Raw genomic sequence first — 22,779 nt, 5'->3', positions numbered from 1 at the left:
AAGTCCTTACGTGGGTTTTATGACACTTGGCTGGCGTTACCCCAAAAGAATACATGCGGGGTGTGGGCACGTTTGCCACAAGAGGCACAATTCGTAACAAGCGATTTTGCTACTTCTGATTATCTTCAGGAAGTAGCGAATATTCTAAACCCATAAAACTAGCTACAGAGAGCTTTTCTTCGTTTATGACCTGAAATCGGTAATTAGCAGGAGACATTAGTGCCTGGTTATCAGCTTCTGTCAAATTTTCTTTTAGCTTTAGCTGTTGCGAAATCGTATACCGACTCTCTTTACTGTTTAACTCAATTTGAACGAGTGAAGGAGTCTCAGCAAGCAAATTTTTAATGGTCTCGTCACCCGGCATATCTGCAAACGAAAAGTAAATAGGCTTTTCCGTATGCATCATTTTTTCTCTCAAATCATCCGAAATTAAGATTCGTAACGTGAGTTCTGCTGAATTACCATTTCTTGTTATTTGAAGCACGGATGTTTTCAAATTCTCCCCATGAATTTCTTCGAAATAATCGTAGACGCTTACATATGACTTCTCTTTAGGGACTGTTTCTGTTGAACTATCCGCGCTACAACCACTAAGGAGAACGATGAACAGAAGGAGAAGCATATGAAGAGGACGTTCAACAATCGAAGGTTTCTTAATATTCATTTCCCTCCTTGTGTATTTTATGAATCTTCAATAATAGCTATAACATATATTACCAGTTTCTTTGTGGCCACCGCCAGCATAACACGTATTTACGGTTAAGTACTGCCGAAGCTACCCGCCCGGTCCAGAACGATAGGCACGATTGGTCAATGGAGCTTATCGGAAATGACTTAATCCATAGCGTACGATTTTTTCCGTTTCGTGAGGTTACCCCAAGGTGTCCCTTTTTTCTTGGAAAGATACGGAACTTGTCGCCAGTCGGGCAGCAGATGCCAGCCCCAGTAGGACGATGAACGTCTGAAGGAGCAGGGAAACAGTAATCCCAACAGAAAGTGAAAACTCAAAGGCAGTCATCACAGACACGATGGCACCCCCCATCCCAATGACAATCGCAGGTGTGAACGTATCCGCGATAGATATTTCAGCAGATACTTTTCCTTCTTCACCAGGCTTTGCAAGAGAAAACGCAATCGCACCGCTTGTCGGGTGAGCCAAACCGATTCCGAAGCCCATAATGATCTGGCTAAAAATCGCGACCACGATACCGAAAAGGTCTAGTTGAATCAACGTCAGCGGTACGGTGCAGGTGACTCCGATGAGCATAATGACAAGACCTGTGATAATTCGTTTTTTTCGACCGGCCCCTTGGTCTTTTTTGTCCAGCTTTGCTTGTACATTGGCTGCCAGCGACCAACTGATTGCTGCGGAGGCAACAGCTAAACCAGCTTTGTCGGCGGTTAAACCTAAAATCGAGGTGAGTCCAAGGACGAGATACGTTTGTGTGCCGTAATAGGCAGCGACAAAAAGACCCCGAGATGCGATGACAGCAGGTAAGCCCGAGCGTGCGACAAGCGTTCCTTTCGGCATCAGCTTATACAACGGGACACTGAGGGTGAGCAAACCCGCGATGGATAGCAGGAAACCGTAGACGGAGGGGATTTTGCCCAGCCCCAAAAGTAAGGCACCAGTCCCGAGGGCCAAGAAAAAGGGCAGAAGAAGACTACGATTGTTTGCCGCGCTTGCTTTTTGCGGCTGTAAGCCTCGGAAAGAGGGGGTGGTTAAGAGTGCAGACAGAAAGATAAAGGGAAGGATCAACCAGAAGACATATCTCCACGACAACTGTTCAGCAATAATCCCGGCTACATATGGTCCGAACAGGCCAGGAAGAATATAAGCGCTGGAGAAGACAGCAAGAATCTGAGGGCGAAGGGAATCGGGGTAACGCAAGGTAATCATGGTATACACGCAATTGACCAAGGCACCGGCTCCGAATCCTTGCATCACTCGCCCAAGCAGTAAAGTAAGCATATCTGGCGCAATTGCAGCAACTACAATGCCAACAGCAAAGAGCACGATCGTGACAATGAAAGGCTGGGCAGGCCCTTTTCTATCGACGAATTGACCTGTGACCACGGTTCCAATCAGCTGAGCCAACAAATAAGCACTGAATACCCACCCATACAGATCCTCACCCTGTAGCTCTCGGGAAAGACCGGGGGCGATTGTCGTGACAGCCAAGCCTTCAAATGCTGTAGCAGTCACCACAAGAATAATACCAATCGTCAACGCTCGGTAATGCGTGCTCCAAATCCCTTCTGTACTCATCATTTTCACTCCTTTTTTGTATATATTCCGCCATGAAAGTTGTTATAAAAACTGTTGTTACAACAACTAATTATATACAAAAAATGACATCCTGCAATATGTTTTGTTTTTAGAAGTTTTTTACGTTCTCATAAATAATATTGAGTGTTCTTCGAAATTGGTTCACTTCTTCTTCGGTCAATCCTGCAATGGTTTTCTCGTACGCTTCAATGGAGGGAGGAAGGACCTCGTCTTTTAAAAGTCGCCCTTTTTCCGTCAGATAGACACGAAGGGAGCGGCGATCCTTTTTATCTGTTTCGCGATGAATGAACCCTCTTTCTTCCATGAGAAAGAGCATCCGTGCGATATTCGTTTTATCCTTGTAGGTGCGTTCTGCCAACTCGTTCTGGGTCAAACCTTCTTCTTCCCATAACACGACAAAAATCATCCACTGATCGATGGTGATGTTATACGGATTGCATACTTTTTGATAATAGTTGTTCAGTTTTAAATCCGTTCGTTTCACGATGACGCCGATATACTCATCTAATTTCATTGCGAAACCTCCTAGGTTAGGTAGTCCGTGCAATTGTTGCTAATGACAACTATAAGGATGCCTCGGATAAGTGTCAATTTGCAGGACTCATGTGTTAGACGCATGAAAAAGCCAATTTTGCTCAAAATAACAGCGGGATTCACTACTTATCAAAAAAGGAGAAGGAATAAATGACTCCAGTGTTCAGGAAAGTAACATTGCTGATGATTTGCGTGGCATTACTTGGTGTGCCGAGTATGGCAGCAGCCAAGGAATCGAAAGGAAATGTACAGCAGGCAGAGTGTATAAAGCCGAAAGAAGTAAAGCTACAGGGCGATATGCGCAGGCTCTGGATTGACCATTTGCTGTGGGACCACACCTATATGGTAAGCGCCTTGGCAGGGCTGGAAGACAAAGACGCCGTACAGGCACGTCTCTTGAAAAACCAGGTAGATATCGGGAACGCAATGAAGCCGTATTACGGAGAGGAAGCAGGTAAAAAGCTTACCGAATTGCTGACCGAGCATATTACGATAGGCGGCAAAATCATTGACGCAGCCAAAAAAGGCGATCAGGCTACTGTAGCAAAGCTTGATAAGGAGTGGCACCGTAATGCGGATGAGATCGCCAAGTTCTTAAGCAGCGTCAACCCTAATTGGACCGAGAAGGAACTAAAAGAGATGATGTACGTGCATCTGAAGCTGCTCACTAATAATCTCCAGGCGAGATTGAAAAAAGACTGGCAAGCGGATATTGCTGCATTTGATCAAGGTGAGGATCATATCATCTCATTCGCTGATGTGCTGACAGCAGGCATCATTAAGCAGTTCCCGAATCAGTTTTAACCACCAGCTTTTGGGTTGTGGACCTTTTACATACCGATAACGAGGAGAAGACCCAATGATGACTCCAATACTCCGGAAAGCAACACTGTTGATGATTTGCCTTGCTTTACTAGGCGTACCGGTGATGGCTGTAGCCAAGGAATCACAAGGAAACGGCCAGCAACAGGAATGCATAAAGCCGAAAGAAGTCAAATTGCAGGGCGATATGAGAAAGCTCTGGATCGACCATATACTATGGACGAGGAGCTATCTGGTCAGCGCTTTGGCGGGACTGGAAGACAAAGACAAGGTACTGGCGCGACTTTTGAAAATCCAGACGGATATCGGAAATGCGATTAAGCCTTACTATGGAGAGGAAGCAGGCAACAAGCTTGGCAAGCTTCTCACTGAGCATATCGTCATTGCAGGCAAAATTATTGATGCTGCAAAAAATGGCGATCAGGCGAGTGTGGCAAAATTAAATAAAGATTGGTTCCGGAACGCAGATGATATCGCCAAGTTTTTAAGCAGCGCGAATCCCAATTGGACCGAAAAGGAATTGAAGGATTTGCTGTACAAACATTTGGAGCTGCTCACCGGAAATCTCCAAGCGAGATTGAAAAAGGACTGGGAAGCAGACATTGCTACCTTTGACAAAGGTGAGGATCACATCATCTCATTGGCGGATGTGCTAACAGCAGGCATCATTAAGCAGTTCCCGAATCAGTTCTAAAATGAACTTCCACAACGAAAAAAACGCCAGCACTTGTCGTATCTGTGCTGGCGTTTCTTTCTTTTTATCCTTGTGCCGTCTTTTTCAAATAAGCTCTCCATGTGATGCACCATTGATCAGGATCATCGAGTACGGACTCTAGGACACGGTGACCTGTACTATTGTGTGGCGCTGTTTTGACGATCTCCGGATTCTCATAGGCTTCCTGTGAAATATGGGTTAGTGCCGCAACGTATTCGTCGAGCTCTGCCATGGAATAGGACTCCGTCGGTTCCAGCGTAAACGGCTCCGGCACGACGTACGGGTGGTGACTGGTCCAGTAATGGTGGGCAAAGTCGATCATGCGGCGCTGAACATCATACGTCGTGACGCCCGTGTCTTCTTTTAGCTGCTGCCAGCTATAGCGAACCTGCTCCAGGCGTCGACCTTGTATATAGGGAGCGCTCGCACCGCGGATTTGCGTGATTTTGTGATAGAGATAGTTGTTGTTGAGGCAAGCGATTTCGGCAACTTCCCTCAAGCCGTCAGCACCAAGTGCACGGACCCAAGCGTAGGAGCGCAGGACAGCAGGTGGTACGCCGTAAAAGCTGCGGACTTTCCCGATGCTGTTTTTCAAATCACGCTTATAGAAGTAACGCTCTCCGTCGAAGTCTACGATCGGACCTGGCAGGAATGGCGCAAGCTCGGCAGTGACCCCGATGGCACCTGTTGCAGGTCCGCCGCAAGCGTGAGGAACGGAGAAGGTTTTGTGCAGGTTGAAGAAGCACATGTCAAAGCCTGCTTCCAGCGCGCGGGTAATGCCGAGCAAACCGTTGGCGTTTGCTTGGTCGTAGCAGCACAGCCCCCCTGCGGCGTGAACGACATCTGTGAACTCCTTGATGCGGGAGTTGTAAATGCCTGTATCCTCTGGATTCGCTACGGCAAAGGCAGCGGTTCGCTCTGAGACGAGGCCCTTTAGCGCTTCTAGATCAGGGTAGCCGTTTTCGTCGGCTGGTACATATATGATTTTGAAGCCTTTGACTGCGGCCGTCGCTGCTTGGGATGGGTGGGAAAAATGGGTGGTAATAAACTCGTTGCGCTGTTCTCCTTCGCCGCGAGCTTCGTGATATTTGCGCACGATAGAGGCTTGGGTAAACAACGCCTGTGTGCCGCTGCCCGGTTGGAACGAGAATTTGTCCATTCCTGAAATCTCGCGCAAGTATAGATCGAGCTGATACGTCATCTCCAGCATCCCCTGGACAGTGGACTCATCTTGCAGCGGATGCAGCTCCGCCATTTTCGGCGATCGTACGAAGCGTTCATTGATTTTCGGGGAGTATTTCATCGTGCAGGTGCCTTGCCCGATCTCGACGTTGAAATCTGACCCCAGAACCTCCTGCGAAATGCGGGAGTAATGACGGATCACGCGGTACTGACTGATCTCGGGAAGATTCGGTCGTTTTTTCCGGCGTAGGTTGTCTGGCAGCGAAGAGATGCCATCGCCTACGGTCTCCACGATTTGTGGCTCGACGGGTGGTACTTCGACGCCACGCTCACCGGGCTGGCTCAGCTCGAAAATGACAGGCTCATCCCATTTTGCTTGGTGGAAGCGGCGTACCTTATGATCTCTCGGAATCCGTTTCATTTTGTCGATTGTTCCTTCGGATGTTTTCATGGTCGATTTCCTCCTTTTTCGTTTTTACAAAATGCTTGTGATGGCAGCGACGAGCGTATCAATATCCTTCTGGGTATGAACCTCTGTGACGCAGTAGAGTGCACATTGACCCAATTCCGGGTAGTGTTCAGTCAAATCAACTCCGCCGAATATTCCTTTGGCGAGAAGAGCAGCGTTGATGTCTTTGACGGTTTTGCCTGTTTGCGAAAAGTCGATCACGAACTCCTTGAAGAAGGGAGCGGTGAATTTGGCCTCGACTCCGGGAATGGAAGAGAGCTGTTTGGCGGCGTATTGGGAGCGCTGCATGATGCCTTGCCCGACTTCTTCCATGCCTACAGGTCCCATCGTCGCTAAGTACACGCCTGCGGTAATGCCCCATAGCGCGGTTTGTGTTCCGACAGACTCTTTGCCTTTTTCACGCTTGGCAAAAGAGGTGCGGTCGTACGCGACGTCCCCGAAGCCGTATTCGCCTTCGACCTCTGTCGGAGCGATTCCGAACAAGCGGGACGGATATTCCATGACGTAGGTCGGATCATCATGCGTCGCGATAAAGCCGGATTGCCCACCGCCGTAATGCATGTGTACGCCAAGCGGCTGCAAATCTCCGCACACGATGTCCGCGCCGTAATTCGCCGGAGATTCCATCACGCCGAGAGAGATGGGATCGACACCGACTACGCAAATGGCACCCGCTGCATGAGCCAAGTCCGCAATCATTTGTCCGTTTACTTCCACGGAGCCGAGGAAGGTCGGGTTTTCGAAGTAAACCGCTGCTGTATCTACACTGAGCTTTGCTTTTAAATCATTCAGGTCAAGACTGCCTGTTTCGTTCTCAAAATCGATCGTGGTGACAGTAAGATCAGGAGACGTATAGTTTTTGATGATCAAGAGCTTGTCGGGATGGATATTTTTCGAGACCAGTAGCTCTGTGCGTTTGGTGATACGTGCTGCCATGCGCAGAGCAGTGGAAGCAGCCTGTGCCCAGTCAAAGGTCGGAACGTTTACGACATCCATATCGACCAGTTCAGCTACGAGGCTTTGGTATTCGAACAACGCCTGAAAGCGCCCCTTGTCTTCGTAAGGCTCTCCAGCATACGCCGTCAGAAACTCCGCGCGGGAGTTGATTTCATCACAGACAGCCGGAACAAAATGCGGCCAGCAGCCTGCACCGAGGAAGCTGATATTTTCTTTTGTGGTTTGGTTTTTGTTCATCAGCTGGTTGACGTGACGCTCCAGCTCGTACTCGGTCAAAGCTTTCGGGATGTTCATTTTTTCTTGTAGGCGCAGCTCCCTGGGAATGTCCGCATAGATATCCTCGATGCTGGAAAAGCCGATTTCGGTAAGCATTTTCTCTTTGACTTCAGGTGCAGAATTCGGAATATACGGGTGGGCATAACGCTGTACGCTCATCTCATGGTTCCTCCATCTCTTCATTGGAATATTCAGTCGCAATAGCGATAAATTAAGCCAAACCGCCGCCGTCGACGACCAGTACGGAACCCGTCACCCAGGATGACAGGTCGCTGGCAAAGAACAGGACAGCATTGGCAATATCTTGCGGAGAACCGAGACGCTCCAGCGGACGTCCTTGGGCGGAGGAGACGAGGAATGCTCCTTCTTCCTTTTCCAGCTGGCGCGCTTCTTCACGCAACAGAGGTGTGTCGGTATCGCCGGGTGACACGCAATTTACACGGATATTTTCCGGACCGTGGTCAATCGCCATTGCCCGCGTCAGGTTGACGACGCCTGCTTTTGCCGCGCAGTAGGCCGCAGCCTTGTCACCGCCCTTGATGCCCCAGCCAGAGCCAGTGTTAATGATGCTGCCTCCGCCTGTTTTTGCCATGACCGGTATGACGAATTTCGAGAGGTTGTAAGCCCCCTTCAAGGAAACATCGACGACCAGATCCCAATCATCTTCTTCCAGCTCGACGACCGTCTTTCTTCTAATCACGCCTGCGTTGTTGAACAAAATATCGATGCGACCGTACGCTTCCTCGATCGCTTGCGTTACTTCGCGACAATCCTGTTGGGAAACGACATTGCATGTAAAATAACGGGCTGACCCGCCCGCCGTTACGATTTCCTGTGCCGCCTTTTCCCCGAGCTCCTCGTTGATATCAAGCAGCATGACGTTTACTCCGAATTGAGCCAGTCGTTTCGCTGTTGCAAGTCCGATACCGGAAGCAGCGCCAGTTACCAAGGCTACCTTTCCTTGCAAATGGAATACCTCGTTCGTGTTTACCATGGTTGATCACTCCCCTTAGATGAAAAGTTAATAATGCAATCACTGTGCCAAGTTTGGAATGGACTCTGTCGAGTAACATGCTCCTTACTTGATCGCCAAAACAGCTGATTTAACGAGGGTCTGACTGTGTTTCGTACCTTCATGGCGATGACAAAAGTGGCAATGAGTTGTCATTATTGGCAAACATCAGTGGTAAAATGTTTGTGAACTATCTAAATATTTCATAAAATAGAGAGCAAGGACAATCAACAGGGAGGATATCCATGGTTTCGTTGGATCTGTGCAAACCAGCCATCGAAAAGGTCATTACTAGCATTTCAGATATATTGAACGTGGATGCTGCGGTGATTAACGAGCGCGGCCTCTTGGTCGTGAGTACGGAGCGCTACTTGAAACAAAAAGGCGAAAATGTGCATGTGCCCTCGATTGAATTCGTGTTGGCAAAAGGTCAGTATGTGGTAGACAAACCCGGCTCTATGGAAATGTGCAAAGGATGCCGTTTTCTCGACAGCTGTCCCGCCAAAGTAGAGCTGCTCTCTTCTATTAAGGTTGCCAATCATGCAATCGGGGTCGTTTCCCTCACATCCTTTACGAAGGAAGGTCAAAATCGCCTATCCAAGCATGCAGAGAGATACCAGCAAATCCTGACAGAAGTCAGCGAGATGATTACGGCGATTGTACAGTCTCATGCGACGAGACAGATCGAATCGTCTGATGACTCCATGCGACTGTTGGAGGGAGCGCTGGATACCGTTGCCGATGCGTATTTCACCTTTGACCGGAGTGGCAATGTCATTCATACGAATGCCAGCGCTCGTAGACTGTTGTCTCAGCATGAACTGCTGCCAGCGGAGGTTTCACGGATGCTGCTGCCGTCATTATCCGGGATGGCAACACATTCCTTGCCGATCGCCAATTGTCTCGTTGACAAGCTGGATGCTCCCACCGAGGCCACGCCGATCATCGTCAACAATCAGCTCATTGGCGGCGTGCTTCGCGTGCAGAGGGGATCGCTTACCGTTCCGCGTTTGCTGGATCATCAAGGGAGCCGATCGTCTGGCAAAGTGGATAGCTTGGCTCAAATCGTAGGAAACAGCGCAGCCATCAAACAGGTCAAAGAAATGGCGATGAAAATCGGTAACAGCAGCTCTACGGTACTAATTACCGGCGAAACAGGGACAGGCAAAGGACATCTGGCAAAAGCGATTCACGAGGCAAGCACACGCGCTTACTACCCGTTTGTCGCGATCAATTGTGCCAGCATTCCGGAAAATTTGTTCGAAAGCGAATTGTTTGGTTACGAGGATGGTGCTTTTACCGGAGCCAAAAAGGGAGGAAAGCCAGGGCGGTTCGAAATGGCAGAGGGAGGTACGCTTTTTCTGGATGAAATCGGCGATATGCCGCTCTCGTTGCAAGCAAAGCTGCTGCGCGTCTTGCAGGAAAAGGTTGTGGAACGCATCGGCAGCACGCGATCGTTTCCTATCAATGTACGAATCATCGCGGCAACGAACCAGAATCTGGAGGAGCTCGTGGAGAAAAAAGCGTTTCGTGCCGATTTGTACTATCGGTTGAACGTCATTCCCATTCACGTCCCTTCACTCGCAGAGCGTAAGGAAGACATCGAGCTCTTGGCCGTTTCATTTATGGAGAAGTACGGAGAGCAAGCAGGACGCACCTTCTTCGGAATAGCACGAGAGGCGATCAACTTGCTCACGCACTATCACTGGCCGGGCAATGTGCGGGAGCTGGAAAACGCCATCGAGTACGCCATGAACATGGAGCAAGACACAGTACTGACTGTCGACAGCTTGCCTCCGCGCCTTCGTGCTCGTCCTCTAATGGCTCCTTCAGATTCAGGTCCAGCTATCAAAGCAAGGGTCGCCGATGCACAAGCGGAGGCAATTCGCGCTTCGTTGCAAAAGCACGGCAGTGATTTGAAAGGAAAGCAGCGGGTGGCTGAAGAACTGGGGATTGGGCTACGCACCTTGTATCGGAAGCTAAAGCTGCTCGGTATATAAGGAAATCGAGCTGGAGCCTGGCGTATACTTGAGGGAGAGCCTATTTAGGGGGAAGAAGCATGAGTGAGCTAAATGCCTTATTTCGGAAAAGAATCGGCATGCCAGAAAATGAAACGATTACCTTCGATACATTGGATCGCCTCCTTGATCTGACAGCATTGGCGATTCCTTTTGAAAACCTGTGCGTTGTGGATGAGCGAACAAGGGTAATCTCTAGACAGTCCATCATGGAGAAGATATTGGTCAGAAACGAAGGCGGTCTTTGCTACGAACTCAATCCGATGCTGTATTTCTTCTTGCTGGAAAATGGATTTGACGCCCATCTGATTCGTGGAGTTGTATACAGACAGAACGTTGGCGAGTATTACACGATTGGTCGAACGCATGCCACGATTTTGCTTACCTATGAGGGGCAAACGTATTTGCTCGACACGGGTTTTGGTTCGAACCTGCCGTTGAAGCCTGTCCCGTTAACCGGGGAGACCGTCTCTTCGCGCAATGGTGAGTTTCGGATCAAGAAAGAGCAGACGGAGTATGGCGATTATGTACTCGAAATGAAGCTGCGACACAAGGATACGGACTGGAGGATCGGCTATACGTTTGATTCGCAGAAGCTGGTGACGGATGTAACGGAATTAAACGAGATTCAGACGATTATCGCTGACCATGAACAGTCTCCCTTCAACAAAAGCCCTTTGCTTACGCAGCTTACAGAGAGAGGCAATGTTACGTTGACGAATACGTCCTTTACACAGTGGGTGGATGGAGTCGTTACCAAAGAGGAAATCGACAACGCGAGATTCAAAGAGCTGGCGAAACAGCATTTTGGGTTGTAACAGCATGAATAACGTATGGCTGCTTAGTTTCGTCAGTTTTTTCACAGACATGGGTACATACATGGTTACCCCGTTAATTCCGATCTTTCTTGCCTCTTCGGGTCCTATGATTATTGGGGTGATCGATGGGGTTTCCGAGGCTCTGACCAGTCTGCTCAAGTTCGTTTCAGGTTATGTTTCCGATCGTTCCAAGAAACGAAAATCGTTAGCCATACTGGGGTATGGACTATCCGGGATCGGTAGGATATTCCTCGTAATAGCCAGTTCATGGGTAGGTGTTTTTGTCTGGAAGCTGATCGATCGTACGGGTAAGGGAATACGAACGGCTCCGCGCGATGCGATCATCTCGGAAGCAGGAGGAAAACGAAAGCAAGGACGCTCATTTGGCTTGCATCAAATGATGGATATGCTCGGGGCGGCGATTGGAATCGGCATAGCGTATCTCTTATTAACGATGGATGGAAATAAAGATTTCCACAGTGTTTTCTTGTATTCAATGATTCCGGTCGGCATTGGCTTCTGCTTGCTCTTTGCCATCAAGGAAAAGCGGGAAAATACGAAGGTGATTTCGCGTGAACCGAAAGCAAAACCGAGCTGGAAGAAGTTAAATCGTGAGACCAAGCAATTGCTTCTGATCATTATGCTGTTTACTGTTGCGAATTCGTCCAATTCTTTTTTATTGCTGCGAGCAACTGATCTCGGGATTTCTGCTACGAGTGTATTGTTGCTGTATTTAGTCCTTCATTTGGTTGCTTCGCTGTTTTCCTACACATCAGGTGCCATTTCCGATCGATTCGGACACAAGGTCATTCTAACTGTTGGCTATATCCTATACGGATTCGTATATATTGGATTTGGAATGGTGAGTTCGGTAACAGGCTTATGGTTGCTATTCATTCTGTATGGTTTTTATATCGCGTTGACGAAGGGCATAGAGAAGTCATTGGTAGCGTCCTCCGCACCGAAAGATTTGAAAGCAACATCACTGGGCATGTACTCGATGGTTACAGGAATCGGTTTGTTGCCCGCATCCCTTCTTACCGGTTGGGTAGGCAAGAGTTTGGCGCGGCTACCTCTTTTTATCTGAACGGTTGTATTGCTTTGGTGACTGCACTTATCCTGTACAAGGTGCTTTCAGGTAACAAACGAGATTTGTCTACGAATGAATAAGCGTAACAAGTTAGGCCACAGATATTTTTTCTGTGGCCTCGTTTTTATTCTTTTGCTTCAATGTCTACCAACAGCTTCGCCGGATCAACGGGTGTACCATTTTCGAGAATCTGGAAAGCAAGATGCGGTCCCGTGCTACGTCCCGTACTTCCTAACAGACCAATGAGCTGGCCTTGGGTCACAGTAGCTCCAGCGGTGACCTCCAGCTTTTCCAAATGAGAGTAAACCGTTTGATACCCGCCATCATGCTCCAGAATGACCTGGTTGCCTTTCCCTGTTTTTGAATCGTATTCAGCCTTGAGTACCTTACCGGCCGCTGCTGCTTTTACTGGAGTGTTCAGGTTGTTGATGATGGAGAGGCTGGTTTGATCGGGTGCGCTTCTCGTTTCCCCTTCTGCTGGTACAGAGAAGGTGACCTCGTTCCCGAGCACTGTTTTTGCATCGGTCAAAGTGAAGATGCCTAAAGCCAAGACGACGACGATACCAGATAGCGTCCACGTATACGCTCGTTTTTGAAAGTGACGAATCATTTCTATTCTCCTTTTCACCTGTTTTTTGGAGCTGGAGAACCCGGCTGTGAAGCGAATCTGTTTGGGACAGGCATACAGCTCGAGCATTTTGATCATGGTGTATCCGTAGCGAGGTACCTCTGTCTCCTGCAAATAAGTCAAAGCCAAGGCATCACAAGCCATTTCCTGATCCTGACGCATGCGGGAAGCAGCATACCATAACAGCGGGTTGAACCAGTTGAGGATCAGAAGCACGCTCATGATGCTGTTCACAGGAATATCTCGTCTTTTCCAATGCGCCAGCTCATGCAAAAAAATGTGGCGCAGCTCATGCTCGTTGAGCTTGTCCAAAAGATTTTCCGGCAGCCAGATTTGCGGTCGCCAGATTCCCATCAAGGCAGGGCTTGTCATTTGATGACTCATGCGCAGGGGAATGGATTTGGTGATGCCCATTTGTTTTTGGCATTGGGAAAAGACGCGCAAAATAGCTTCATCCTGTACGAACACATCGTTTTTTAGCTGAGAGAGCAATCGGTATGCACTGCGAGTCATGGTGATAGCGAAAATGGCGACACCGCCGATCCAGATGAGGGAAAGCAGGCTGATCCAGGAAAAGCTCGCTTCGTTTGCTAGAGAGGCATCTGGCTGGAGGGCAAATTCATGCGGATGCAAAGCCTCTGTAGTGAGAACAATCGGTTCCGTAGGCGGGTGCGTTTCCTGTATGGATGTCCACGGGGAAGTAGGCAGCCAGTTATACAAACTGATCGTGCTGTCTATGGACCAAGGAACCGCGAGCTTCCAGAGAAGCAGGAACCATACGGCATGGTGCCAGCGGATGGGGAAATGCTTTTTGCCGAGCTGCTGGCAGAGCAAGATCAAGAGCACGAGAAGACTGGCTTCGATGGAGTTAGACAGTGTCCACGTAAATGCTTGATTGAGGGTGAGTGTGAGCCATTGCCAATCCACCAGCTTATTTCTCCTTTTCGGAAAGGATTTTTTTTAGCTCGTCAATCTCTTGGGAGGAGAGCTTTTCTTCTTTTAAAAAGTGAACCAGCATGGGCTTTAAGGCTCCGCCGTACACGCGCTGCAAAAAGGATTGGCGCTCTTGGCGCTTGCATTCTTCCTCAGTGAGCACAGGAGAGTAATAGTAGACGCGATTGACCTGCTCATAGGTGAGAATACCCTTTTGCAACAAGCGGCTGAGCAAGGTTTTGATTGTGTTGTCTTTCCACGTCTTGTTGTCTCGCAGAGTGTGGATGACATCGGCTGCTGTAGCGGGGGACTTTGCCCAGATGACCTTCATAATCTCCCACTCGGCATCCGAGATTCGTGGTTGCTCGTCCAAGTAAGACACCTCCGTCGATTACATTTGTAGTCGTTGTTTCTTTTTTTAAGATTACACACGTAGTCAACAGGTGTCAACTATCATTTTTGTAAATCCGTTCCAGATGACCGTGATTGGAAGATGACAAGCGAATTGGTACACTGAAGAAAAAGCGGATAAAGGCTGTGATAAGCATGAATCTGGCAGAGCTGTTTGGCGATATTGATATTTACTTGTTTGATCAGTTGTTAAAGGGACGGGTTACGAAGGAAATGCAGATACTCGATGCTGGCTGCGGCTCGGGACGGAATTTGGTCTACTTTTTGCGAAATGGCTATACGGTGTATGCGGTTGACCAATCGGCAAAAGCTATCGAGGCTGTACAGCAAATGGCATCGCAACTGGCGCCGAACTGGTCAGCGGAGCGTGCTCGTGTGGAACCGATTGAGAGCATGAGCTTTGAAAACGAAAGCTTCGATTTCATCATCAGTAATGCCGTTCTCCATTTTGCTGATAACGAAGAGAATTTTCATCAGATGCTAGAGGAGCTGTGGCGGGTACTGAAGCCAGGAGGCATTCTATTCATGCGTCTTGCTTCCTCGATCGGGATTGAGGATGCTGTACAGCCACTAGGGAACGAACGTTATTTGTTGCCGGACGGAAGCACCCGTTTTCTCGTAAATGAACGGACGATGGTGGGCATGACGGAAAAACGGCAAGGCGTGTTCCTGGAGCCAATCAAAACGGTGAATGTAGCTGGACAGCGTTGCATGAGTACGTGGGTCATCAAAAAGAATGCCTAAGCACGAGAAGCCGCCTTCCTATAGGAGAGGCGGCGTCTTTTTTCTCACTCAAAAATCACGTGTCTGATCAAAAATAGCAAAAAGCTCGTCCACATCTACTTCCACACCCGTAGTAGCTAAATTCTGTTTTGCCGACTGAAGCAGTTCATCGAGCACAACGAAAATTTCTTCTCGCTCAACTGTTTCGATAAAGCCAGTCCGGCGATCCATTTTGTTGAAAGTCTCTGTGTACTCTTTGACCCATGCACGCAAAGCAGTTTGTATTTCTTCCGCAGTCGTCGTTTCTTCACTGCTTTGTTTTTCAAGCGCACTGATCGCGGTGTTCATTTTTTTATAGAGACTGGCGGCCTTGTTGGCGTTGGTTGTTGAGATGTGCTCCCTGCCATCCCAATCGCGAAACGGATTGGTCAAATTATTGGCCAGCCATTCGGGCTTGCGCGGCTTGGTGATGGACAAATCCAGCCCATTTTTTACTTCTTTTTTGTAGGCGGCTTTAATGGTCTTGGCCGCTTCTGCTGGGAGGCTTGTCATCCAGAGACTGGAGAGCTTGGGACATTGATCTGGCAAAGGGAACTCGTCCCCTGTGAAGCCAAACAGATCGTAGGTCGTAAACGTCAGTAGCTCCTTCAAGTGCTTGATACTGCCCAGATTACTGAGAGTACCAGGCTTGCCCCACAGACGGAGGTTCTGAAGCGAGGGATACCGCTGGACGAGTGGTTGTAAGTCCAGCTCCGTCACATCGCGCAGATTGAGTCCTCCTAGCTGGTCGAGTCCGCGGTGAAGCGGTAGCGAATCTGAGAATGAGGCGGTCAGCCAATATCCATCCTGTTCGGCTTCTATGAGTAGGTTCGGTGAAAGAGACTTACCCAGTATGAGCTCTCTTAGACAATCGTTCAGATGCAGTGACTCCAGCCCGTCCGCGTTTTGGACAGAGAGTTTACTGAGATGGCTTCCTATCAGATCTAGAGAGGAGCCGTTGGCTTTTTCCAGGTGAAGCTCCAGAATAAAAGGATTGCTTTTGACAAAGGCAAGTAAGGAATCGGTGGGCTCCTCTGCGTAGATTCTTGTCAGGCAAGGGAGCTTTTCCAATTCAGAGATGTCCGTCAGGCTTCGCAGGATGTCAGCATGAATGACGTTGTTAGATCTACGCAGGCTCTTCCCGCCCAGCGAAATCATTTTGTCATCATTTGCGGCCTGTTTAAACTGCCGGCGACGCTCCTCAGTAATTTGATTCCATTTGTGTTGACGGTAAAAGCTCCCTCCGACATCCCAACTGCCGTAACTCCTTGTCTCTTCTGTCACGAGAGGTGGTACATTCCCTACTTTTATGTAGCCTTTGGGCACCGCTGGATCAACATAGATGTGATCGAGCTTGTTGTTCCAGAAGAAGTAGTCGCAATATAAGGGCTTCATCTGGTGCAGCTCTGATTCATCAGGCAGTGTATCGCTGCTCCAGTCCAGCTCGAGGATACTGATGAGGTTGGATTTGCTCGTGTCAGGCTCTTTTATCGATGTGACCTGGCAAGCTGTGTACTTTTGCAGCTTCTCGACAAAAACACAGTAGATGTCTCCGACTGTGGGTGTCATTCCTACCATCCTTTCCATCTCGTAGGGCTTGTTATTATCGCTATTTTTACATATTTTTCATAGGTTGTCGTTGTTCTTGCTGTTTTCTATAATGAAAAAATAAACATAGATCGGACACAACGGCGTGTGAGAGGCGGCGAAGAGATGATGAGAGAAGAGAGCACACAGAAGTGGATGAGCCGCGTTTTGGAGGCCATTGTTGAAACGTCTCGCGATCATTTGTTAATCACGGATCATGAGGGCTACATCCGGCTGGTTGGCGATTCGTCGTATGAAATATACGGTATCGGGAAGGATGAGCTCTTGGGCAAAAACGTCATCGAGCTGGAAAAAAAGAAAGTTTTTTCTCCATCTGTCACGCGAAAAGTCATGGATGCCAAGACGCCGCAGACGATCATGCAGGAAATACCCGGGGGTCGAAAGCTGATGGTGATGGCTTTTCCCGTCTGGAACGAGGATGGCAGCATGCATTCGATCATCAGTTATTCCCATGACCTGACTGAAATTATGGAATTGAAACGGCGCTACGAGGGTCTGACAGAGCAGCTCAAGCAGTTTGAAACCGAGATTGAGGAGCTGCGCGAAAAGCACCAGGAGGGCTTCGTGGCAGTGAGTCAGCCGATGCAAGCCATTGAGCGTCTCATCAAGAAAGTCGCGGCTGTTGATTCGACGGTCCTGATACTCGGGGAATCGGGTGTCGGGAAAAATGTGATCGCGAAAGAAATTCATCGCAATAGTCGTCGTGCGGGTGGGCAGTTCGTGGAGATCAACTGTGGCTCGATCCCGGAGGGCTTGCTGGAATCGGAGCTGTTTGGTTATGAGGCTGGTTCGTTTACAGGGGCCGCCAAGCAGGGCAAGCAAGGGATTATCGAGATGGCGAATCAAGGGACCCTCCTCTTGGACGAGCTGGGGGAACTGCCCCTGACTTTGCAGGCCAAGCTGTTGAAGGTGATTCAGGAAAAACGGCTGCAACGCGTTGGGAGTACACAGTACCGCGACGTGGATTTTCGTTTGATTGCCGCCACCAATCGCGATTTAGAAAAGATGGTGAAGGAAGGGAAGTTCCGGCAAGACCTGTATTTTCGCCTGAATGTTGTCCCGATCCACGTCCCGCCGTTACGAAATCGGCCAGAGGATATCGCGGCTCTCCTGAAGCGCGTCGTGCGCTCGCTCAATGAACGATACGGAATGGACAAGCGTCTGGACCCTGCGGTGACACATGCCTTGATGCAGTACGAGTGGCCGGGCAATGTGCGCGAGCTGGAGAACGTCTTGGAGAGAATGGTGGTCACTGCGGACGAAGATGTGATCACTTCCCAGCATCTGCCCGCGGAAATCAGGTTGGCAGGGGAAGAGCAGGCAACCATGGAGCCGAGTCTGGCTACTTCCAAGATGTCGCTTCGGGAAGCACTAGAGCAGGTAGAGGAAAAATGGCTGCGCTATGCATCCGAGCATTGTCGGACCACGGGGGAAATCGCGGAGTTTCTCGGAATTAGCCAGCCCTCTGTCGTGCGGAAGCTGCAAAAATATCGGATTCGTTCCAGGTGATTCAAAAATGAATAGTTTATTCAAAAATGAATCGAACATTCTGGTGTTTTCGATTCATTTTTGAATAATTTGATGTAACCATAGTGCCAGAAACGCGATTTCATCAAGCTCGTGCGTTTGGCATAGGTATTGCTACATATGGTGGTTGAGTTTACAAGCAAGCCATCCAACTAATACCATCTCGAACGAGGAGAGGAAACGATATGTCCAAACAACGTCAATTTGTAAACGTAGCTGCTGGTGTGCCAGGTCCAAAGGGAGCGGCCTTGATTGAAAAAAGAAAGCAGTTCGTTCCAAAAGGTGTCGGCAACAATACCCCTGTTTTTGTAGAGTCAGCTTCAGGTGCATTGGTTACGGATGTAGATGGCAATACGTACATCGATTTTGCCGGAGCGATCGGTACATTGAATGCCGGACACTGCCCACCGGAAGTAGTTGAGGCACTAAAAGCGCAGCTGGACAAATACATTCATCCTTGCTTCCATGTAGGGATGTATGAGCCATATGTGGCCTTGGCTGAGAAGCTGACGGAAATCACGCCAGGCAGCTTTGAAAAGAAGACGATGCTCGCAAACAGCGGGGCAGAAGCAGTAGAGAACGCGGTGAAAATCGCCCGCAAATACACAGGACGCCCAGGCATCATTTCCTTTAGCCGTGGCTTCCATGGTCGTACGCTTCTGGGCATGTCACTGACATCCAAGGTGAAGCCGTACAAATTCCAGATGGGTCCATTCGCTCCAGCTACGTATAAAGCGCAATTCCCGTATCCATTGAACAAGCCGGAATCCATGACAGATGATGAATACGCGCAATTCTGCGTGCGTCAGTTCGAGGACTTCCTCTTGACTGAGGTTGCACCGGAAGAAGTGGCTGCCGTGATTATGGAACCGATTCAGGGAGAAGGCGGCTTTATCGTCCCGCCTGTGTCCTTCGTTCAAGGTGTCTATCACATTTGTAAAAAGCATCAAATCCTATTTATTTCTGATGAGATTCAAACAGGCTTCGGTCGCACTGGCGCCATGTTTGCCTCTACCCATTTCGGTATCGAGCCAGATATCATCACCATGTCCAAATCAATCGCGGCAGGCTTGCCTATTTCTGCGGTTACGGGACGCGCCGAAATCATGGACGCGCCAAACCCAGGTGAGATCGGCGGTACCTATGGGGGAAGTCCGCTTGGCTGCGTAGCGGCATTGGCAGTCATTGAGAAAATGGAGCGCGAAGACCTGTCTGGTCGTGCGCAGGTGATCGGGGACAAAATCAAGGCGCATTTCCACGCGTTGCAAAAAGAGTTCCCTGTGATCGCAGAGGTGCGCGGATTGGGTGCGATGTGCGCTGTAGAATTTATCGATCCAACAACCAAACAACCAGCGAAAGAGCTCGTTGCTGGCTTGACCAAAGGCTGCTACGAGTCTGGCGTCATCGTGCTTTCTGCTGGCGTCCACAGCAACGTGCTGCGCTTCCTGTCTCCACTGGTTATTACAGATGAGCAACTGGAAGAGGCACTGGACATTATGACGGATGTTCTGAAAAGCCAATACGTGACGAACTAAAACGCCCGAGGGGGTTCTCCATACTCATGAAAAAGCATCTCTACATCAACGGACAATGGAAAGAAGCAAAAGAATACGCACCACTCTACTCCCCGTATTCTGGGGAGCTGGTGGCTGAAATCGCTCAGGCAGACGATCATGACGTCGACGAGGCAATTAAGGCGGCCAAAGCAACAACCAAAGTCATGGCAAAAATGCCAGCCAATCAGCGTGCTTTGATACTGGAGAAGGCCGCTGCGATTATGGAAGCACGCAAAGAGGAACTGGCGGTCATCCTCGCACAAGAAGCCGCCAAGCCACTTCGCACAGGTCGTGTAGAAATTGCCCGGACGATTCAGACCTACAAGTTCGCAGCAGAAGAAGCGAAGCGTATCCACGGAGAGACGGTGCCGCTCGATGCAGCACCGGGTGGTGAAGGACGTCTTGCTTTTACGGTACGCAAGCCGATCGGCGTAGTCGGCGCGATCACGCCTTTTAACTTTCCATTCAATCTCGTAGCACACAAGGTTGGGCCTGCCATTGCCGCAGGAAATACCGTCGTACTGAAGCCAGCGAGTCAGACGCCGCTTAGCTCGCTGATCCTGGCCGATATTTTCGCGGAGGCGGGCTTGCCTGCAGGAGCGCTCAATATTTTGCCTGGAAAAGGCGCGGTCGTAGGCGAAAGGCTGGTCAGTGACAGTCGAATTGCCGCGATTACATTTACCGGAAGTCCTGCGGTTGGAATCGCGATGAAAAACAAAGCGGGACTCAAGCGCGTAACCTTGGAGCTTGGCTCCAACTCCGCAGTAATCATCGACCACAACGTGGAAATCACGCAAGCGTTGATTGATCGTTGCGTGACGGGTGCCTTCTCCTTTAGTGGTCAAGTGTGTATCTCGCTGCAACGCGTTTATATTCACCAGAGCAAGTACGAAGAGTTCCTGGAGAAGTTTAAGGCTGGCACAGAAAAGCTCGTGCTGGGTGATCCGCTGAACGAAGAGACAGACATGTCCTCTGTGATCTCCGCCAAGGATCATGAACGCATGGGAGCATGGGTACAGGAAGCTGTAGAAGCAGGCGCAGATGTAGTGACTGGTGGGAAACCTGTTAGTGACAAGCTCTTTGCCCCAACGATTCTGACCAATGTAGGCGCACATGTTGCCGTCTCCTGCCAAGAGGTATTCGGTCCAATCGTAGTCGTTACACCGTTTGAGACGATGGACGAAGCGATTGAGGCGGTAAATGACTCCCGATTCGGCTTGCAGGCTGGCATCTATACGAGTGACATTCACGCGGCTATGCGCGCAGCGGAAGAGCTGGAGGTCGGGGGCGTGATGATCAACGACATTCCGACGTTCCGCGTGGACAACATGCCGTATGGCGGGGTAAAAGACAGTGGCTTTGGCCGCGAGGGGATCAAGTATGCGGTCGAGGAATTAACGGAACTAAAATTAATTGCGATCAAACTGTAACAGCGAATGACGGGCCTGATGAGGCTCGTCTTTTTTCGTTAATGGCGTCCTGTAGGAAATTCAAATTTTTTCCATAAAGTGTCATAATTGAAACCGTTTCATATAGTTGTTTGGCATAGGTAGTTATGTTAGTCTAGCGTATAGAGGCAGACTATGTTCATTTCTGTGCAAAAAGTGTTTGATTACACTTACTTGTTACGCAGATGAAATAGTCGTTTTTTTATGCGTAAAGGGCATTTCTTACACGAAAAGGGGACAATCATGATTAGTTATAAGAAAGGGGTCAGTGGGTTCCGATTCTTTCACTGGATCTCCCTTGTCGCGATATTGGCATTGTTGGCAGGCTGTTCACCGTTTCAGGGGAGTGACAGCAGCACAGATAACAACTTACAGCCAGTCAAACCTGAAAAAATCGAGCGATACCAAGGGGAGAAGAGCAAGGGCGTGTCCATGGTCTACACGACGCAAAGACAGCTTGCTCTTACTTTTAATGGGATGGCAGATAAAGACACGATGAAAAGACTGCTGGATGAACTGGATAAGTACCACATCAAAGCAGCTTTTTTCTTGCCAGGCATGAGGGTAGCGGAAGAGCCGGACATTGCGCGACAAATTGTCGCCAGAGGTCACGATATTGAAAACAACACGTTGAACCAGTCAGATTTGCAGGGTCAATCTTACGAGAAAATGTACGAAGATATCAAATTGGCTAATGAGGTCATCAAAAGAGAGACCGACAAGACACCGCGATATATCAGAACGAAGTCAGGCGATTACTCCGACGATCTTCGATTGGTAGCTGCTCACAATGGACAAGAAGCGGTCGTGTCCTCCAGTTTGTTTCTGCACAATTGGCAAAAAGAGACGGAGGAGCAAAAAAATCATTACTTAAGAAAATACATGAATCGCGGCGGCATCATCGCGATGGACACAGAGGAGAACAAGTCTGTCGTAGAAAACATCCGGCTACTGGCAGAGGCAGCGACTGATGTCGGTTACAGATTCGTCCCATTGCACGAGTTGATTGCACAAGGCGGGGAGCGAAAGCCGCTGCAAGAAATACCGGGTTTTGATGCAGCAAAAATGAATGCGGCCTATCATGAGTCCAAGCCAAATCTCATCTATCGAAAAGAAACGGACAAGAAGATGGTCGCCCTGTCCTTCGATGATTGGGGTACGGATCAAACAGTTACGAAGATTCTCGATATCCTGGACAAAAAAGGAGTAAAGGCTTCGTTTTTCCTTCGCGCAGATGGTGTAGAACGAAATCCAAACTTGGCGAGAGCGATTGCGGAAGCGGGACATGATGTAGCCAACCACACCTATTCTCATCCGGTGAATACCAAAATTGCGCCGGAAGAATTGCAAAAAGAAATTGTCAAAGCCCATCAGATTATTACCGAAGCGATTCAGCAGAAGCCGACGATGTATTTCAGACCACCAACTGGGGCGTTTGACGAACAGACACTCAAGGCGATTGCAGCGACGGGCTACGAGGACATTACGATTTATGATGTGACGCCGTCCGATTACGACAAGAAACGGAGTGCGGACGATATCGTCAAAGCAATTATGGAGCAGACGCGGAGCGGAAGCGTGATTCTGCTGCACATGCTCGATGACATTCACACAATCGAGGCGCTACCAACCGTAATTGACCAGCTTAGAAGCAAAGGATACACGCTTGTACCCATGACAGAGATGTTTGGCCAATAAAGCCAAAATAGAACAGGGAGAGGGA

At 49.1% G+C, this 22,779-nt stretch carries 19 protein-coding genes; 10 read left to right on the top strand and 9 right to left on the bottom strand.

Going from position 1 to position 22,779, the window contains the following annotated elements; translation table 11 throughout:
* Positions 1-109: 109 nt before the first annotated feature.
* The 3 genes from HP398_RS19855 to HP398_RS19845 form a co-directional block, all read right to left on the bottom strand.
* The gene (locus tag HP398_RS19855; RefSeq protein WP_017246694.1) at positions 110-664 is read right to left on the bottom strand and encodes a hypothetical protein; all 555 of its coding nucleotides are present in this window, start codon (positions 662-664) and stop codon (positions 110-112) included.
* A gap of 207 nt (positions 665-871) precedes the next feature.
* Positions 872-2,269 (bottom strand): MFS transporter, encoded by a 1,398-nt coding sequence (locus HP398_RS19850; protein WP_173623454.1) that lies wholly within the window; start codon positions 2,267-2,269, stop codon positions 872-874.
* Between the two features lie 109 nt (positions 2,270-2,378).
* On the bottom strand, positions 2,379-2,804 hold the full coding sequence (locus tag HP398_RS19845; protein ID WP_088910000.1) for a MarR family winged helix-turn-helix transcriptional regulator: 426 nt from the start codon (positions 2,802-2,804) through the stop codon (positions 2,379-2,381).
* A gap of 170 nt (positions 2,805-2,974) precedes the next feature.
* Here HP398_RS19845 and HP398_RS19840 point away from each other — a divergent pair, with 170 nt between their 5' ends.
* Both HP398_RS19840 and HP398_RS19835 read left to right on the top strand, forming a co-directional pair.
* Entirely contained in the window at positions 2,975-3,628 is a 654-nt protein-coding gene (locus tag HP398_RS19840) for a glycosyltransferase (protein WP_173623453.1), read from the top strand.
* 58 nt (positions 3,629-3,686) lie between these two features.
* Entirely contained in the window at positions 3,687-4,340 is a 654-nt protein-coding gene (locus HP398_RS19835; protein WP_173623522.1) for a glycosyltransferase, read from the top strand.
* 64 nt (positions 4,341-4,404) lie between these two features.
* On the opposite strand, the gene gcvPB is transcribed toward HP398_RS19835, so the two are convergent.
* From gcvPB to HP398_RS19820, 3 genes are read right to left on the bottom strand one after another with little or no spacing between them, the layout of a single operon-like run.
* Positions 4,405-5,994 carry an aminomethyl-transferring glycine dehydrogenase subunit GcvPB gene (gene gcvPB, locus HP398_RS19830; RefSeq protein WP_017246690.1) on the bottom strand — a complete coding sequence of 530 codons (1,590 nt, stop codon included), beginning with the start codon at positions 5,992-5,994 and terminating at the stop codon, positions 4,405-4,407.
* 24 nt (positions 5,995-6,018) lie between these two features.
* Entirely contained in the window at positions 6,019-7,404 is a 1,386-nt protein-coding gene (gene gcvPA / locus HP398_RS19825) for an aminomethyl-transferring glycine dehydrogenase subunit GcvPA (RefSeq protein ID WP_173623452.1), read from the bottom strand.
* A gap of 52 nt (positions 7,405-7,456) precedes the next feature.
* The gene (locus tag HP398_RS19820; protein ID WP_173623451.1) at positions 7,457-8,239 is read right to left on the bottom strand and encodes an SDR family NAD(P)-dependent oxidoreductase; all 783 of its coding nucleotides are present in this window, start codon (positions 8,237-8,239) and stop codon (positions 7,457-7,459) included.
* A 263-nt stretch (positions 8,240-8,502) separates the two neighbouring features.
* Between HP398_RS19820 and HP398_RS19815 the strand changes: the two genes are divergently transcribed.
* From HP398_RS19815 to HP398_RS19805, 3 genes are read left to right on the top strand one after another with little or no spacing between them, the layout of a single operon-like run.
* Positions 8,503-10,257, top strand: a complete 1,755-nt coding sequence (locus tag HP398_RS19815; protein WP_173623450.1) for a sigma-54 interaction domain-containing protein — start codon at positions 8,503-8,505, stop codon at positions 10,255-10,257.
* Positions 10,258-10,316: 59 nt separating this feature from the next.
* Entirely contained in the window at positions 10,317-11,093 is a 777-nt protein-coding gene (locus HP398_RS19810; RefSeq protein WP_173623449.1) for an arylamine N-acetyltransferase family protein, read from the top strand.
* A gap of 4 nt (positions 11,094-11,097) precedes the next feature.
* The gene (locus HP398_RS19805; protein WP_254476228.1) at positions 11,098-12,180 is read left to right on the top strand and encodes an MFS transporter; all 1,083 of its coding nucleotides are present in this window, start codon (positions 11,098-11,100) and stop codon (positions 12,178-12,180) included.
* A gap of 127 nt (positions 12,181-12,307) precedes the next feature.
* On the opposite strand, the gene HP398_RS19800 is transcribed toward HP398_RS19805, so the two are convergent.
* A complete protein-coding gene (locus tag HP398_RS19800; RefSeq protein ID WP_173623448.1) occupies positions 12,308-13,738 on the bottom strand; it encodes a M56 family metallopeptidase in 1,431 nt (476 codons plus the stop codon).
* A gap of 4 nt (positions 13,739-13,742) precedes the next feature.
* On the bottom strand, positions 13,743-14,117 hold the full coding sequence (locus tag HP398_RS19795; protein WP_017246683.1) for a BlaI/MecI/CopY family transcriptional regulator: 375 nt from the start codon (positions 14,115-14,117) through the stop codon (positions 13,743-13,745).
* Between the two features lie 173 nt (positions 14,118-14,290).
* Here HP398_RS19795 and HP398_RS19790 point away from each other — a divergent pair, with 173 nt between their 5' ends.
* Positions 14,291-14,899 (top strand): class I SAM-dependent methyltransferase, encoded by a 609-nt coding sequence (locus tag HP398_RS19790; RefSeq protein ID WP_173623447.1) that lies wholly within the window; start codon positions 14,291-14,293, stop codon positions 14,897-14,899.
* A gap of 48 nt (positions 14,900-14,947) precedes the next feature.
* On the opposite strand, the gene HP398_RS19785 is transcribed toward HP398_RS19790, so the two are convergent.
* Positions 14,948-16,504: a hypothetical protein gene (locus HP398_RS19785; RefSeq protein WP_254476226.1), complete on the bottom strand. Its 1,557-nt coding sequence runs from the start codon at positions 16,502-16,504 to the stop codon at positions 14,948-14,950.
* A 126-nt stretch (positions 16,505-16,630) separates the two neighbouring features.
* On the opposite strand from HP398_RS19785, the gene HP398_RS19780 reads away from it, so the two are divergent.
* From HP398_RS19780 to HP398_RS19765, 4 genes are all read left to right on the top strand, one after another.
* A complete protein-coding gene (locus tag HP398_RS19780) occupies positions 16,631-18,034 on the top strand; it encodes a sigma-54 interaction domain-containing protein (RefSeq protein WP_173623446.1) in 1,404 nt (467 codons plus the stop codon).
* A gap of 203 nt (positions 18,035-18,237) precedes the next feature.
* Positions 18,238-19,587 carry a 4-aminobutyrate--2-oxoglutarate transaminase gene (gene gabT / locus HP398_RS19775; protein WP_017246679.1) on the top strand — a complete coding sequence of 450 codons (1,350 nt, stop codon included), beginning with the start codon at positions 18,238-18,240 and terminating at the stop codon, positions 19,585-19,587.
* Positions 19,588-19,613: 26 nt separating this feature from the next.
* The gene (locus HP398_RS19770; RefSeq protein ID WP_173623445.1) at positions 19,614-21,038 is read left to right on the top strand and encodes an aldehyde dehydrogenase family protein; all 1,425 of its coding nucleotides are present in this window, start codon (positions 19,614-19,616) and stop codon (positions 21,036-21,038) included.
* 261 nt (positions 21,039-21,299) lie between these two features.
* Complete coding sequence (locus HP398_RS19765; protein ID WP_173623444.1) at positions 21,300-22,754, top strand: polysaccharide deacetylase family protein; 1,455 nt, start codon at positions 21,300-21,302, stop codon at positions 22,752-22,754.
* The last annotated feature ends 25 nt before the right edge of the window (positions 22,755-22,779 follow it).

It is taken from the genome of Brevibacillus sp. HB1.4B (genome assembly GCF_013284285.1).
Taxonomy (GTDB): Bacteria; Bacillota; Bacilli; order Brevibacillales; family Brevibacillaceae; genus Brevibacillus; species Brevibacillus porteri.
Note: the sequence above shows the minus strand (reverse complement) of the source record. Positions and strands in the feature narration are given on the sequence as shown.